At 72.0% G+C, this 15,365-nt stretch carries 8 protein-coding genes and 1 tRNA gene; all 9 read left to right on the forward strand.

Features of this window, described 5'->3' with window-relative positions:
• The first annotated feature begins 84 nt into the window (after nucleotides 1-84).
• Nucleotides 85-2,490: a sodium-translocating pyrophosphatase gene (locus tag ACFYMM_RS11945; RefSeq protein WP_388385696.1), complete on the forward strand. Its 2,406-nt coding sequence runs from the start codon at nucleotides 85-87 to the stop codon at nucleotides 2,488-2,490.
• Nucleotides 2,491-2,748: 258 nt separating this feature from the next.
• A complete protein-coding gene (locus ACFYMM_RS11950; RefSeq protein WP_388385697.1) occupies nucleotides 2,749-3,357 on the forward strand; it encodes a small secreted protein in 609 nt (202 codons plus the stop codon).
• 30 nt (nucleotides 3,358-3,387) lie between these two features.
• On the forward strand, nucleotides 3,388-4,917 hold the full coding sequence (locus ACFYMM_RS11955; protein ID WP_388385698.1) for a methyltransferase: 1,530 nt from the start codon (nucleotides 3,388-3,390) through the stop codon (nucleotides 4,915-4,917).
• A gap of 378 nt (nucleotides 4,918-5,295) precedes the next feature.
• The gene (locus ACFYMM_RS11960) at nucleotides 5,296-5,493 is read left to right on the forward strand and encodes a hypothetical protein (protein WP_388385699.1); all 198 of its coding nucleotides are present in this window, start codon (nucleotides 5,296-5,298) and stop codon (nucleotides 5,491-5,493) included.
• A gap of 242 nt (nucleotides 5,494-5,735) precedes the next feature.
• A complete protein-coding gene (gene topA, locus ACFYMM_RS11965; protein WP_388385700.1) occupies nucleotides 5,736-8,600 on the forward strand; it encodes a type I DNA topoisomerase in 2,865 nt (954 codons plus the stop codon).
• 154 nt (nucleotides 8,601-8,754) lie between these two features.
• Nucleotides 8,755-12,096 carry a dTMP kinase gene (tmk, locus tag ACFYMM_RS11970; RefSeq protein WP_388385701.1) on the forward strand — a complete coding sequence of 1,114 codons (3,342 nt, stop codon included), beginning with the start codon at nucleotides 8,755-8,757 and terminating at the stop codon, nucleotides 12,094-12,096.
• A 99-nt stretch (nucleotides 12,097-12,195) separates the two neighbouring features.
• Entirely contained in the window at nucleotides 12,196-13,398 is a 1,203-nt protein-coding gene (locus tag ACFYMM_RS11975) for a DNA polymerase III subunit delta' (protein ID WP_388385702.1), read from the forward strand.
• 134 nt (nucleotides 13,399-13,532) lie between these two features.
• A complete protein-coding gene (locus ACFYMM_RS11980) occupies nucleotides 13,533-15,122 on the forward strand; it encodes an alpha/beta hydrolase (protein WP_388385703.1) in 1,590 nt (529 codons plus the stop codon).
• Between the two features lie 85 nt (nucleotides 15,123-15,207).
• Nucleotides 15,208-15,281: transfer RNA gene (locus ACFYMM_RS11985), tRNA-Thr, on the forward strand.
• Nucleotides 15,282-15,365 lie beyond the last annotated feature (84 nt).

A 15,365-nucleotide genomic window follows, 5' to 3' on the forward strand; every position in this document is an offset into this window, starting at 1 on the left:
GTTTACCGTCCCCTGTTTTGATCAGGGCCGGGTACCTACAATCCGTCCACATCTTGAGCTCAGCCCAAGCGTCAAGGAGGACGAATGGCGGGGCTTTCTACCCCTCATCAGCTGGATCAGCCCACAACCTTCGCAGCCGCAGTTCTGACCGCCCACAACCGGATCCTGGTGGCGGTGATCGCGGTCGTCGCGCTGGCCGCGCTCGTGGTCGCCGGGATCCTGGTGCGCCAGGTGCTCGCGGCGGGCGAGGGAACCGACAGTATGAAGAAGATCGCGGCGGCGGTCCAGGAAGGCGCCAACGCCTATCTGGCCAGGCAGTTGCGCACCCTCGGCGTATTCGCCGTCGTCGTGTTCTTCCTGCTCTTGCTGCTGCCCGCGGACGACTGGAATCAGCGCGCCGGACGATCGGTGTTCTTCCTGATCGGAGCGGCGTTCTCGGCGGCCACCGGCTATATCGGCATGTGGCTCGCCGTGCGCAGCAATGTGCGCGTCGCCGCGGCGGCCCGTGAGGCCACCCCGGCGGAAGGCGAACCGGAAAAAGATCTCACCGCGGTCGCGCACAAAGCAATGAAGATCGCTTTTCGCACGGGTGGCGTCGTCGGCATGTTCACGGTGGGGCTCGGCCTGCTCGGCGCCTCCTGTGTGGTGCTGGTGTACGCGGCCGACGCGCCGAAGGTGCTGGAGGGCTTCGGCCTCGGCGCCGCCCTCATCGCCATGTTCATGCGAGTCGGCGGCGGCATCTTCACCAAGGCCGCCGACGTCGGCGCCGACCTGGTCGGCAAGGTCGAACAGGGCATTCCGGAGGACGACCCGCGCAATGCCGCGACCATCGCCGACAACGTGGGCGACAACGTCGGCGACTGTGCGGGCATGGCGGCCGACCTCTTCGAGTCGTACGCGGTGACCCTGGTCGCCGCGCTGATCCTCGGCAAGGCCGCCTTCGGCGACTCGGGACTCGCCTTCCCGCTGCTCGTGCCGGCCATCGGCGTGCTCACGGCCATGATCGGCATCTTCGCGGTCGCCCCGCGCCGCGCCGACCGCAGCGGTATGACCGCGATCAATCGCGGCTTCTTCATCTCCGCGGTGATCTCGCTCGCGCTGGTCGCCGTAGCGGTCTTCGTCTACCTGCCGGCGAAGTACTCCGACCTGGCCGGGGTCACCGACGCGGCGATCAAGGCCAAGGGCGGCGATCCCAGGCTCTTCGCGCTCGTCGCGGTGGCCATCGGCATCCTGCTCGCCGCCGTCATCCAGCAGCTCACCGGCTACTTCACCGAGACCAACCGCCGCCCGGTCCGGGACATCGGCAAGACCTCGCTCACGGGCCCGGCCACCGTCGTCCTCGCCGGTATCTCGGTGGGCCTCGAATCGGCCGTCTACACCGCCCTGCTGATCGGCCTCGCCGTGTACGGGGCGTTCCTGCTCGGCGGTACGTCGATCATGCTCGCCCTGTTCGCGGTCGCCCTGGCCGGCACCGGCCTGCTCACCACGGTCGGCGTGATCGTCGCCATGGACACCTTCGGGCCGGTCTCCGACAACGCCCAGGGCATCGCCGAGATGTCCGGCGACGTCCAGGGCGCGGGCGCGCAGGTGCTCACCAACCTGGACGCGGTCGGCAACACCACCAAGGCGATCACCAAGGGCATCGCCATCGCCACCGCCGTCCTCGCGGCCTCGGCGCTCTTCGGGTCGTACCGCGACGCGATCACCACCAACGTGCACGACGTGGGCGCGAAACTCACCGGTACGGGCGCCCCGCTGAGTCTGTCCATGGACATCTCGCAGCCGAACAACCTCGTCGGCCTCATCGCGGGCGCGGCGGTCGTCTTCCTCTTCTCGGGGCTGGCGATCAACGCGGTGTCGCGGTCGGCGGGCTCGGTGGTCTTCGAGGTGCGGCGGCAGTTCCGCGAGCACCCCGGGATCATGGACTACACCGAGACCCCGGAGTACGGCAAGGTCGTCGACATCTGCACCAAGGACGCCCTGCGGGAACTGGCCACGCCGGGTCTGCTCGCCGTGATGGCGCCGATCTTCGTCGGTTTCACCCTCGGTGTGGGGTCCCTCGGCTCCTACCTGGCGGGCGCGATCGGCGCGGGCACGCTGATGGCGGTGTTCCTGGCCAACTCCGGTGGCGCCTGGGACAACGCCAAGAAGCTCGTGGAGGACGGCCACCACGGCGGCAAGGGCAGCGACGCCCACGCGGCCACGGTGATCGGCGACACGGTCGGCGACCCCTTCAAGGACACCGCCGGTCCCGCGATCAACCCGCTGCTCAAGGTCATGAACCTGGTGTCGCTGCTCATCGCGCCCGCGGTGATCAAGTTCTCCTACGGTGACGACAAGAACCTCGGTGTGCGGATCGCGATCGCGATCCTCGCCCTGTGCGTCATCGTCGGCGCGGTCTACGTCTCCAAGCGGCGCGGTATCGCCGTGGGTGACGACGAGGGGGCCGAGCGGGTCGCGAACTCGGCGGATCCCGCGGTGGTTTCGTAGGCCGTCTTAAGGGGGCCTGCTCACGACGGTGTGAGGCAGGCGGGTGCAAACGACGGGCGGGCGGCGCGTGTTGACGTGCCGCCCGCCCCTTCCATGTGCCGCCCGCCCCTTCCGTGTGCCGCCCGCCCGGCCCCTGCGAGCACGCCCCCGCCGTGAGCCTTCTCTCGCCCGGGGCGAATGGTAGGAAAAGGGTCCTTAATGGTTGTTCGGCCCATGGATGGTGTGCGTCCGCCGTGTAGGGTCCGTGGGCCGAGAGCCATGGAAGGGACCAATCCGGTGAACAAGAAGCTCACGGCCGCACTGTCCGGCGGTGCGGTACTGGTGGTGGCGCTGTCGGGATGCAGTGGCAGCGCCAGCAAGGGCAACCCCAAGCTGGACGCCTGGGCCAAGACGGTGTGCGACGCGGTGCCCGCGCAGGACGCCAAGATCAAGGCGGCCAACGCGTCGATCAGCAAGGCCGGTGACAACAACACCGCGCCCGACGTCCTGCAGAAGACGGACTCCCAGGCCTTCCAGGACATGTCCGACGGCTACAAGGCGATCGCCGCCGCCATCAACGGCGCCGGGGCGCCCCCCGGCGTCGGCGACGGCGCCAAGCGGCAGCAGGACGTCGTCAAGAACCTCGACAGCCTCGCCGCGTCCTACGCCGACCTGAAGAAGAAGGTCGACGCCCTCGACACCAAGGACCAGGGCAAGTTCGCCACCGGTCTGCACGACGTCGCCTCCCAGATGGCGGCGCTGGAGAACCAGAACAAGAGCGGCACCGAGGCGCTGCGCAACCTGGAGCAGGGCGACGTCAAGGACGCCATCGCCAAACAGCCGAGCTGCAAGAAGGTGGCCGCCTCGACCTCGGCGACCACCGGCTGAGGCCGCCCTCGGGCCGGGCCGCGGGCCACAATGGGGGGCGTGACTGACTCAGGCCTCGCCCCCCTGCCCGCCGCCGACCGCACCGACGTCGCCGCCCGGCTGCGGGATGCCCTGCTCGCCGCCTCCTTCACCGCCGACGGACTGCTCGAACTGCTCGGCGCGCCCGCCTACGCGGCCCTCGCCCGCAGCGAGACGGTGCCCGCCCTCCGGGCGACACGCGGAGACACGCCGCTGGAGACGCTCGTACGCCTGTTCCTGCTGCAGCAGCCCGCGCCGCACGCGCGCGTGGCCGACGTCCTGCCGGTGCCGGAGTGCCTGGAGACCGGGTGGCTCACGCGCGCCGGATCCGACGAGGTGACCGCCACCGTCGACGTACGGCCCTACGGCGGGCCCGGCGGCGAGGACTGGTTCATCGTCTCGGACCTCGGCTGCGCGGTCGGCGGCGCGGGCGGCATCGGCAGCCACGAGGAGGGTGTCGTGCTGGGCGTCGGCGGCGCCTCCACGACGCTGGCCGGCATCACCGTCCGCACCCCGGTCGGCGCCGCGCTCGACCTCGGCGCCGGCTCCGGGATCCAGGCGCTGCACGCCGTCCAGCACGCCACGCGCGTGACGGCGACCGACCTCAACCCGCGCGCGCTGCACATCACCGCGCTCACGCTGGCGCTCTCCGGCGCGCCGGCCGCCGACCTGCGCGAGGGCTCCCTCTTCACCCCGGTCCGCGACGACGAGACGTACGACCTGATCGTCTCGAACCCGCCCTTCGTGATCTCGCCGGGTGCGCGGCTGACCTACCGCGACGGCGGGATGGGCGGGGACGATCTGTGCCGCTCGCTCGTTCAACAGGCCGGGGAGCGGCTGAACGAGGGCGGGTTCGCGCAGTTCCTCGCCAACTGGCAGCACGTGGCAGGGGAGGACTGGCAGGACAGGGTCGGATCATGGGTGCCACGCGGGTGCGATGCCTGGATCGTGCAGCGCGAGGTGCAGGACATCACGCAGTACGCCGAGCTGTGGCTGAGGGACGCCGGTGACCACCGCGGGGACCCGGCGGAGTACCAGGCGCGGTACGACGCCTGGCTCGACGAGTTCGAGGCGCGCAAGGTCAGGGCGGTCGGCTTCGGCTGGATCACGCTGCGCAGGACCGGGGCCGAGGTGCCCTCGGTCACCGTGGAGGAGTGGCCGCATCCGGTCGAACAGCCGCTCGGGGACGCGGTGCGGGCACACTTCGCCCGCGTCGACTACCTGCGCGAGCACGACGACGCGGCTCTGCTGGAGGGCCACTTCAGGCTCGCCTCCGAGGTGGTCCAGGAGCAGGTCGGACTGCCCGGCGCCGAGGACCCGGAGCACGTGGTGCTGCGCCAGCACCGCGGGATGCGCCGCGCCACCAAGGTGGACACGGTGGGCGCCGGCTTCGCGGGCGTCTGCGACGGCTCCCTGAGCGCGGGCCGCATCCTGGACGCCATCGCCCAGCTGGTCGGAGAGGACCCCGTACTGCTCCGCGACCGCACCCCGGCCCAGATCCGGCTGCTGGTGGAGCAGGGGTTCCTGGAGCCGGCGGGCTGAGCCCGGCGAGCCGTGGGTCCGTCGAAGCGGCGGACCCACGGCTCCCCTCCCCGCCCCGGCATGCCCTGCCACGCCCCGGCATGCCCTGCCCCGCGTCGGCAGCCCATCCACGCGCCGGCATGTCCTCCCACGCCTCCCCGTGCCCTCCGGCCCCGGAAAATGACCCTGGCAACACCCGGAAACGCCCCGGACGCGCCGCTGACAAGAAAAAGGCTGGAAAAATACGGGGCGCCCCGGCCGGCCTCAGGGAAATCGCGGCGCGCGCCCGTCGCCCCGGACGGCCGCTGTTCACCTTGATTTTGTTCGGCCGCCGTCCGTGCGTGCCAGTCTCCCGGGGCCGGTCAGGCGCGGCCGGCGGACAACGGGGTGCGAGGGGACATGGAGAGCGGGCCGGCGATCTTCGCGGGAGTGGTGTTCGCCCTGTTCGGAGGCGCATTGCTGGTGTGGACCGGCGTCCGGGTCCGCCGCCGGGCACCCGTCGCCCATGGTGTGAACCCGGTCGCATCGGCCACCGTCGCGGGCGTTGTCGCGATCATGGCCCTGGCCCTGGGAACGTACTGCCTGACCCGTCTGTGAGGCGGCTGCCAGTGGTGCCGTACCCGTAAGGGGAGCGTCACGCTCCGGACATGGCCGAAGGCCCTGCCACTGATGCCGGGCGGCAGGAATGGCGGGAGTCGGGTTACCGTTCGAGTGGCCGTTGCGGGCTTTTCCCGTTTGACACGGGGGCGGGATGTACCGTCACACTCCGCAGCGTCACCAGTACCTCACCCCGGGAACACCTGGGGAGGTCCCAGCGTCGACCGGAGAGAAGAGCGAAGTTGTCCCCGACCAGCGAGACCGCACAGGGCGGCCGCCGACTCGTCATCGTCGAGTCGCCTGCCAAGGCGAAGACGATCAAGGGCTACCTGGGCCCCGGCTACGTAGTCGAAGCGAGCGTCGGGCACATCCGCGACCTCCCCAACGGCGCCGCGGAGGTGCCGGAGAAGTACACCGGCGAGGTCCGTCGCCTCGGCGTGGACGTCGAACACGACTTCGAGCCGATCTATGTCGTCAACGCCGACAAGAAGGCACAGGTCAAGAAGCTCAAGGACCTGCTGAAGGACTCCGACGAACTCTTCCTCGCCACCGATGAGGACCGCGAGGGCGAGGCCATCGCGTGGCACCTCATGGAGGTCCTCAAGCCCAAGGTTCCCGTCAAGCGGATGGTCTTCCACGAGATCACCAAGGACGCGATCCGCGAGGCCGTCGCCAACCCGCGCGACCTCAACCAGCGCATGGTCGACGCCCAGGAGACCCGCCGCATCCTCGACCGCCTCTACGGCTACGAGGTCTCCCCGGTCCTGTGGAAGAAGGTCATGCCGCGGCTGTCCGCCGGGCGTGTCCAGTCCGTCGCCACCCGGCTCGTCGTCGAGCGGGAACGCGAGCGCATCGCGTTTCGTTCCGCTGAGTACTGGGACCTGACGGGCACCTTCGCGACCGGCCGCGCGGGGGACGCCTCGGACCCGTCGTCGCTCCTCGCGCGCCTGCAGACGGTCGACGGCAGGCGGGTCGCGCAGGGCCGCGACTTCGACTCCCTGGGACAGCTCAAGAGCGCGAACACCCTCCACCTCGACGAGGCGAACGCCCGCGCCCTCGCCGCCGCCCTGGAGAACACCCGCTTCTCCGTCCGGTCCGTCGAGTCGAAGCCGTACCGCCGCTCGCCGTACGCCCCGTTCCGTACGACGACGCTGCAGCAGGAGGCCAGCCGCAAGCTCGGCTTCGGCGCGAAGGCGACCATGCAGGTCGCCCAGAAGCTGTACGAAAACGGCTACATCACGTACATGCGTACGGACTCCACCACCCTGAGCGACACCGCCGTCACGGCCGCCCGCGCCCAGGTCACGCAGCTGTACGGCGCCGACTACCTGCCCCCGCAGCCGCGCACCTACGCCGGGAAGGTCAAGAACGCCCAGGAGGCGCACGAGGCGATCCGTCCCTCGGGTGATCGTTTCCGCACCCCGGCGGAGACCGGCCTGACCGGCGACCAGTTCAAGCTCTACGAGCTGATCTGGAAGCGGACCGTCGCCTCCCAGATGAAGGACGCGACCGGCAACAGCGTGACGGTCAAGATCGGTGGCACCGCCGCCGACGGCCGGGACGTCGAGTTCAGCGCCTCCGGCAAGACGATCACCTTCCACGGCTTCCTGAAGGCCTACGTGGAGGGCGCCGACGACCCGAACGCCGAGCTGGACGACCGGGAGCGCCGTCTGCCGCAGGTCGCGGAGGGCGACGCGCTCGGCGCCGAGGAGATCACGGTCGACGGGCACGCCACCAAGGCCCCGGCCCGCTACACCGAGGCCTCGCTGGTCAAGGAGCTGGAAGAGCGCGAGATCGGCCGCCCGTCGACGTACGCCTCGATCATCGGCACGATCCTCGACCGCGGCTACGTCTTCAAGAAGGGCACGGCACTCGTCCCGTCCTTCCTCTCCTTCGCCGTGGTCAACCTTCTGGAGAAGCATTTCGGGCGGCTCGTCGACTACGACTTCACCGCCCGGATGGAGGACGACCTCGACCGCATCGCCCGCGGCGAGGCGCAGGCCGTGCCGTGGCTGAAGCGGTTCTACTTCGGCGAGACGGTGCCCGACAGCGGCTTCGCCGCGGGGGTCGCGGGCGCCGCGGCCGACGCCGGCAACGGCGACGGGGACCACCTCGGCGGCCTCAAGGAACTGGTGACCGACCTGGGCGCGATCGACGCGCGCGAGGTCTCCTCCTTCCCCGTCGGCAACGACATCGTGCTGCGCGTCGGCCGCTACGGCCCCTACATCGAGCGCGGCGAGAAGGACGCCGAGGGCCACCAGCGCGCGGACATCCCCGAGGACCTCGCCCCGGACGAGCTGTCCGTCGAGCTGGCGGAGGAGCTGCTCGCCAAGCCGAGCGGCGACTTCGAGCTGGGCGCCGACCCGGAGACCGGTCACCAGATCGTCGCCAAGGACGGCCGCTACGGTCCCTACGTCACCGAGGTGCTCCCCGAGGGCACCCCGAAGACCGGCAAGAACGCCGTCAAGCCGCGTACGGCCTCGCTGTTCAAGTCGATGTCGCTGGACACGGTGACCCTCGAGGACGCCTTGAAGCTGATGTCCCTGCCGCGCGTCGTCGGCACGGACGCGGACGGCGTGGAGATCACCGCGCAGAACGGCCGCTACGGCCCGTACCTGAAGAAGGGCACGGACTCGCGGTCCCTGCAGACCGAGGAGCAGCTCTTCACGATCACGCTGGAGGAGGCGCAGGCGATCTACGCCCAGCCCAAGCAGCGTGGCCGGGCCGCAGCCAAGCCGCCGCTGAAGGAGCTGGGCGAGGACCCGGTCTCCGCCAAGCCGGTCGTGGTCAAGGACGGCCGCTTCGGGCCGTACGTCACCGACGGGGAGACCAACGCGACCCTGCGCTCCGGCGACAGCGTCGAGACCATCACCCCCGAGCGCGGCTTCGAACTGCTCGCCGAGAAGCGGGCGAAGGCACCGGCCAAGAAGGCCGCGAAGAAGGCACCGGCGAAGAAGGCGACCGCCAAGAAGGCCGCACCGGCCAAGAAGACCGCCGCCAAGAAGACGGCGGCGAAGACGACCACCGCCGCGAAGAAGACGACCGCCAAGAAGACCACCGCGACGAAGGCCACGGCCGCCACGGCCGCCAACTCCGTGGAGGAGTGAGGGATTTCGGGACCGGGCCCGTCGAGGGTCCGGTCCTTCACATCCCGCACATCCCGTTCGCGAAAAGAACGCCCCGGTATCGCTTTGGTGTCGGGGCGCGCGCACGTTCGGACGGGCGCCACGTGCTGTCAGTCCGTCCAGATAGGCTGAAAGCATGACGCGAGCCGAGCAGCCAACGGCCCCCCACACCGCCCCGGACGACGCCCTGGTCGCGGACTCACGCGAGCGCGCCGTCCGCTCCCTGCTGCGCCGACCACAGCTGAGGCGGCTGTGGAGCGCGCACCTGGTGAGCGGTGTCGGTGACGCCCTCGCGCTGTTGGTGCTGATCGTCCTCGCCCTCCAGGCGGCGATCGCCGAGGGCTCCTTCGGCGGCGGCTACCGGGGCGTGGCGTTCGCAGTGGCGACCGTCTTCGCGGTACGTGTGCTGGCGACGCTGCTCTTCGGCGCCGTACTCCTCGGCCCGCTCACCTCACTGACCTCCCAGGACGGCCCCCTGGACCGCCGCTGGACCATGGTCGGCGCCGACGGGCTGCGCGCCGCGCTGCTCATCGTCGCGCCCCTGTGGATCGACTGGACACCGGCCAACGCACTGGCCGCCCTTCTGGTGACGGCCTTCGTCACCGGCGTCGCCGAGCGTCTGTGGACGGTCTGCCGGGAGAGCGCGGCACCCGCGCTGCTGCCCGGCCCGCCCCCGGAAGGCGCGACGGTACGACCGCTGCCGGACCACATGGACGCCCTGCGCCGGCTCTCGCTGCGCACCAACTTCGTGGCGATCCCCCTCGCGGGCGCCACGCTCGTCGCCGCGAGCCTGGTCAACAACCTGCTGGGTACCGGCATCGCCTGGTTCGACCAGCACCAGGCCGCCCTCGGGTCGTACGTGGCGGCCGGTCTGTTCGCCGCGTCCCTGTCCGTGCTGACCTTCCTGGAGCTGCCCGGCACCCGCACCCCCCGCGCGCGGTCCCCGCTGGAGGGCCTGCGCCGGCCCCGGACCGGCACCGGCGTCGACAAGGGCCGCACGGGAGCCATTCCGCTGCTCGTGCCGGCCTGCGCCGCCGTGGCCGGGGCGGTCTCCGCCGCCGCCGCCGTGTTCGTGCTGCACGCCAAGGACCTGGGCGGCGGCCCGGTGCTCTACGGCCTGCTGGTGCTCGCGCTGACCGGCGCCGTCGCCCTCGGCATCCGTACGGCCCCCTCGGTGCTGCCGGCCCTCTCCCGGCGCCGGCTGCTGGCCCTGGCGATCGCCTTCACCGGTGTCGCCCTGCTGGCCGCCGGACTGGTCCCGGACGTCACCACCGTGCTGCTGATCGTCGCGCTGGCCGGTGCCGGCGCGGGCGTGGCCGCCAACACCGGCCACGCGCTGCTCGACCTGGAGGCGGAGGACTACCGGCGGGCCCGTACCACCGAACACCTGCACGCGGTGGTCCGGGTCTCGGTGGCGCTCGGCGCCCTGATCGCGCCCCTGGTGGCGGGACTCATCGGCCCGCACCGCCTGGAGAACGGCAAGTTCGTGTTCGCGCACGGCGGCGCCGCCTTCACGCTGATGCTGATCGGCGCCCTGCTGCTGCCCGTGGCCGCACTGGTGCTGGCCAAGGTCGACGACCGCTCCGGAGTGCCGCTGCGGCACGACCTGCGCGACGCGCTGCTCGGCGGCGACGACCCGGACCAGGCGCCCGCCACGAACGGTTTCTTCATCGCCCTGGAGGGCGGCGACGGCGCCGGGAAGTCCACCCAGTCCGAGGCGCTCGCCGAATGGATCCGCGCCAAGGGCCACGAGGTCGTCCTCACCCGCGAGCCGGGGGCCACCCCGGTCGGCAAGCGGCTGCGCTCGATCCTGCTGGACGTGTCCTCGGCGGGACTGTCCCACCGCGCGGAGGCGCTGCTGTACGCCGCCGACCGGGCCGAGCACGTCGACACGGTCGTACGGCCCGCCCTGGAGCGCGGGGCCGTCGTCATCTCCGACCGGTACACCGACTCCTCGGTCGCCTACCAGGGCGCGGGCCGCGACCTGTCCCCGACGGAGATCGCCCGCATCAACCGGTGGGCCACCGACGGACTGGTGCCGCATCTGACCGTCCTGCTCGACGTCTCCCCGGAGACCGCCCGGGAGCGGTTCACCGAGGCGCCCGACCGGCTGGAGTCGGAGCCCGCCGAGTTCCACGCGCGCGTACGGGCCGGTTTCCTGACCCTGGCCGCCTCCGACCCCGGCCGCTACCTGGTCGTCGACGCGGGCCAGGAACCCGAGGCCGTCACGACCGTGATCCGGCACCGGCTCGACACCGTGCTGCCGCTGTCCGAGGCCGAGATCAAGGCCCAGGAGGAGGCGCGGAGGAAGGCCGAGGAGGAGGCCCGCCGCAAGGCCGAGGAAGAGGCCGCCCGCAAGGCCGAGGAGGAGCGGCTGGAGCGCGAGCGCCAGGAGCAGCTCGCCAAGCTGCGCGCCGAGGAGGAGGAGCGCAAGCGGCGCGAGCTGGAGGAGGCACAGCGGCGGGAGGCCGAACGGCAGGCGGAGGAGGCCCGGCAGCGGGCCGAGGAGGCGCGCAGGCGCGCCGAGGAGGAGCGGGCGCGGCTGCTGGCCGAGGAGAAGGCCCGGGCCGAGGAGGAGGCCCGCCGCAAGGCCGAGGAGGAGCGGCGGCGCCAGCAGGCCGAGGAGGAGGCCCGGCTGCGTGCCGAGGCCGAGGCGCGGCGCCTGGAGAAGCAGCGCAAGGCCGAGGAGGCACTGCTGCGGGCCGAGGAGGCCCGGCGCCAGGCCGCACAGGCGGCGGCAGCCGCGGACGTGGCGGCCCGGCAGCCCACGACACCCCGCCCGCCGGCCCCCGGTGCGGCCCCGGAGGCGGTGACCGTGCCGACGCCGGCCGTGTCGCCGGACACGGCTTCGGACGCGGCGCGTGGGGCGGGGACGCCGGGTACGCCGGGCAGGGCCGCGAACGATACGACGGTGCTGCGCCCGGTGCGAGAGGACTCCGCCCGGGAATCCGGGTCGGCGGGCGAGTCCGTGCGTGAATCCGTGCGCGAGTCGGCGTCCGAGGTGACGGCCAAGCTGCCGCAGCCGCCCGTGCCGCCGGGTGCGGCGGACGAGACGGCGGTACTGCCGCCGGTGCCGTCCGGGGCGGTGGACGAGACGGCCGTACTGCCGCCGGTGGTGCCGGGTGCGGCCGACGAGACGGCCGTGCTGCCTCCCGTTCGCGGTGAGGGTGCGCCCGTACGGGGTGAGGCGCCGACGGACCGGGTTCCGCCCGGCTTCTTCCGCGACGAGCCGCCCGCCGCGGGCCCCGACGGTTCCGAGGACCGCACCCGCGAGATGCCCCAGGTCGACGCGGACGGTACGGCTCGGCGGCGCCCGCGGTCCGACTGGGCCGAGGAGACCCCGCTGGACGACCTGCCGAGCCTGGCGGACGAGCTGCTGGGTTCGTACGACGACCGGGACCATGGCCGGGATCACGACCAGCAGCCGGGCCAGGACCAGCAGGACCAGGGGCGGCGAAGGCGCGGGCGTCGGGGCTGAGGCCGGCGGCACGGTAGAACTCGGTGGACCTCCGTTGTCAGTGCCCGCCCCCACAATGGAGGGCGGAAGGCGCAGCGTGAGGGAAGGGCGGCGTGACCCATGACCGTGTGGGACGACCTGGTCGGGCAGGAGAAGGTGAGCGAGGTGCTCGCCGCCGCTGCCCGGGACGCCGACGCCCTGGTCACCGCCGTCGCGGCCGACAGCCCGCCGCCGGAGGCCTCGAAGATGACGCACGCCTGGCTGTTCACCGGCCCGCCCGGGGCGGGCCGGAACCAGGCGGCGCGGGCCTTCGCGGCAGCCCTGCAGTGCGTGAGCCCCGACCGCGCGCTCGGCGGGGTCCCCGGCTGCGGCTTCTGCGACGGCTGTCACACGACACTGGTCGGCACGCACGCGGATGTCAGCACGGTGGCCGCCGTGGGCGCCGAGATCCTGGTGAAGGACATGCGGGACACCGTCCGCAAGTCGTACACCTCACCGGCGACCGGCCGCTGGCAGATCATCCTCGTCGAGGACGCCGAGCGGCTGAACGAGAAGTCGGCCAACGCCGTCCTCAAGGCGGTCGAGGAGCCCGCCCCGCGCACGGTCTGGCTGCTGTGCTCCCCCTCGATCGAGGACGTCCTGCCCACCATCCGCTCCCGCTGCAGGCACCTGAACCTGCGCACGCCCTCGGTCGACGCCGTCGCCGACATGCTCGTACGCCGTGAGGGCATCGAACCCGACGTCGCCGCCGCGGCGGCCCGCGCGACCCAGGGCCATGTCGACCGGGCTCGCCGTCTCGCCACCGATCCGGCGGCCCGTGAGCGCCGCGCCGCGGTCCTGAAGCTGCCGCTGCGCGACGAGGTGGGCGCCTGCCTCAGGGCGGCCCAGGAGCTGGTCGATGCGGCAGCCGAGGACGCCAGGCAACTCGCCGAGGAGACGGACGGCAAGGAGACGGAGGAACTGAAGGCGGCGCTCGGCGCGGCCCAGGGCGGCCGGCTGCCGCGCGGTACGGCGGGCGTGATGAAGGACCTCGAGGACATGCAGAAGCGCCGCCGGACCCGCACCCAGCGCGACAGCCTCGACGTCGCCCTCGGCGACCTCACCGCCTTCTACCGCGACGTCCTCGCCCTCCAGCTCGGTTCCCGGGTGGCGATCGCCAACGGGGACGCCGAGGACGCCCTGGAGCGGCTGGCCCGGGCCGGCTCCCCCGAGTCCACCCTCCGCCGCATCGAGGCCGTCGCCGCCTGCCGCGAGGCCCTCGACCGGAACGTGGCGCCGCTGCTCGCGGTGGAGGCGATGACGATGGCACTGAGAGCGGGCTGACGGCCCGGCGCGACCTCTGCGACCTCTGCGACCTCTGTGAGGCCTCCCCGTCCGGTTGACGCGGGCTGTCACCCGTACGAGCCACAATCCACACACACCGCACCCGATCGATCGCACAGCGTTACGATCGTTCGATGCAGACCAGGCGAACCCCCCGCCGGATCCGGGCCACCGCCCGCCTCACGGCCACCCTGCTCGCGGCCGGCGCGCTGCTCGTGTCCGCCTGCTCCTCCGGGAGCCCGACGACGGCAGGCGGCGGTTCCCCGCAGGTGGTGCTGGCCGCGCTGCCGAGGTCGACGCCGTCCGCGCTGGCGCCGTACTACGCGCAGCGGCTGAGCTGGCGCGGCTGCGGTGTTCCCGGCTTCGAGTGCGCCACCATGAAGGCGCCCCTGGACTACGCCAAGCCCGGCGCGGGTGACGTCCGGCTCGCCGTGGCCCGCAAGAAGGCCACGGGCAAGGGCAAGCCGCTCGGTTCGCTGCTGGTCAACCCGGGCGGCCCCGGCGGCTCGGCGGTCGGCTACCTGCAGCAGTACGCCGCCGTCGGCTACCCGGCCGAGATCCGCGCCCACTACGACATGGTCGCCGTGGACCCGAGGGGCGTGGCCCGCAGCGAGCCCGTCACATGCCTCGACGGCCGCCGGATGGACGCCTACACGCAGACGGACATCACACCCGACGACCAGAAGGAGACGGACGAGCTGGTCGCCGAGTACAAGAGCTTCGCGGAGAGCTGCGGAACCCGTCCCGCGGGCCTCCTGCGCCATGTGTCGACCGTCGAGGCCGCCCGGGACATGGACATCCTGCGGTCGGTGCTGGGCGACCCGAAGCTGAACTACGTGGGGGCGTCGTACGGCACCTTCCTCGGGGCGACGTACGCCGGCCTGTTCCCGAACCGGGTGGGCCGCCTGGTCCTGGACGGGGCGATGGACCCCTCACTGCCCGCGCGCAGGATGAACCTGGACCAGACGGCGGGCTTCGAGACGGCGTTCCAGGCGTTCTCCAAGGACTGCGTGCGGCACCCCGACTGCCCGCTGGGCGGCAAGGGCACCTCGGCCGCCCAGGTCGGCGACCACCTCAAGGCCTTCTTCGGCAAGCTGGACGCCCACCCCATCCCGGCCGGCGACGCGGACGGCCGCAAGCTCGGCGAGGCGCTGGCCACCACCGGGGTGATCGCCGCGATGTACGACGAGGCGGCCTGGGAGCAGCTGCGCGAGGCGCTGACCTCTGCGATGAAGGAGAACGACGGCGCCGGACTGCTCGCCCTGTCGGACAGCTACTACGAGCGCGACGCGAACGGCCGCTACAGCAACCTGATGTCCGCCAACGCCGCCGTGAACTGCCTGGACCTCCCGCCCGCCTTCTCCACCCCCGACCAGGTCAAGGCGGCCCTGCCCGAATTCGAGAAGGCCTCTCCGGTCTTCGGTGAGGGCTTGGCCTGGGCCTCCCTGAACTGCGCGTACTGGCCGGCGAAAGCCACCGGCGAGCCGCACCGCATCGAAGCGAGGGGCGCGGCCCCGATCATCGTCGTCGGCACCACCCGCGACCCGGCGACCCCCTACCCCTGGGCCCGCTCCCTGTCCCGCCAGGTCTCCTCGGCCCGCCTGCTCACCTACGTCGGCGACGGTCACACCGCCTACGGCCGCGGCAGCACCTGCATCGACACGGCGATCGACACCTACCTCCTGCACGGAACCCCGCCCACCAGGGGAAAGCGCTGCTTGTAGCCCCGCTGCGGGGGGCGTACGGAGCACCCCGGGAAACTGTGTAGACTTACCGACGTTGCCGATCGCACCATGGTGCGGGCAGCGCGCCGCTTTAGCTCAGATGGCCAGAGCAACGCACTCGTAATGCGTAGGTCTCGGGTTCGAATCCCGAAAGCGGCTCCGAGAAACCCCAGGTCACATAGCCCGTGAACTGGGGTTTTCTGTTGCTCGGGCATCGCGGGACATCTGATGGGAACGCCCTGA

Source organism: Streptomyces sp. NPDC006739, assembly GCF_042869815.1.
Lineage (GTDB): Bacteria > Actinomycetota > Actinomycetes > Streptomycetales > Streptomycetaceae > Streptomyces.

Coding starts and splice junctions, on each gene's coding strand:
- ACFYMM_RS11980 (WP_388385703.1), top strand. CDS start 13,533: ATGCAGACCAGGCGAACCCCCCGCCGGATCCGGGCCACCGCCCGCCTC.
- ACFYMM_RS11950 (WP_388385697.1), top strand. CDS start 2,749: ATGGAAGGGACCAATCCGGTGAACAAGAAGCTCACGGCCGCACTGTCC.
- ACFYMM_RS11960 (WP_388385699.1), top strand. CDS start 5,296: ATGGAGAGCGGGCCGGCGATCTTCGCGGGAGTGGTGTTCGCCCTGTTC.
- ACFYMM_RS11945 (WP_388385696.1), top strand. CDS start 85: ATGGCGGGGCTTTCTACCCCTCATCAGCTGGATCAGCCCACAACCTTC.
- ACFYMM_RS11975 (WP_388385702.1), top strand. CDS start 12,196: ATGACCGTGTGGGACGACCTGGTCGGGCAGGAGAAGGTGAGCGAGGTG.
- ACFYMM_RS11955 (WP_388385698.1), top strand. CDS start 3,388: ATGGGGGGCGTGACTGACTCAGGCCTCGCCCCCCTGCCCGCCGCCGAC.
- tmk (WP_388385701.1), top strand. CDS start 8,755: ATGACGCGAGCCGAGCAGCCAACGGCCCCCCACACCGCCCCGGACGAC.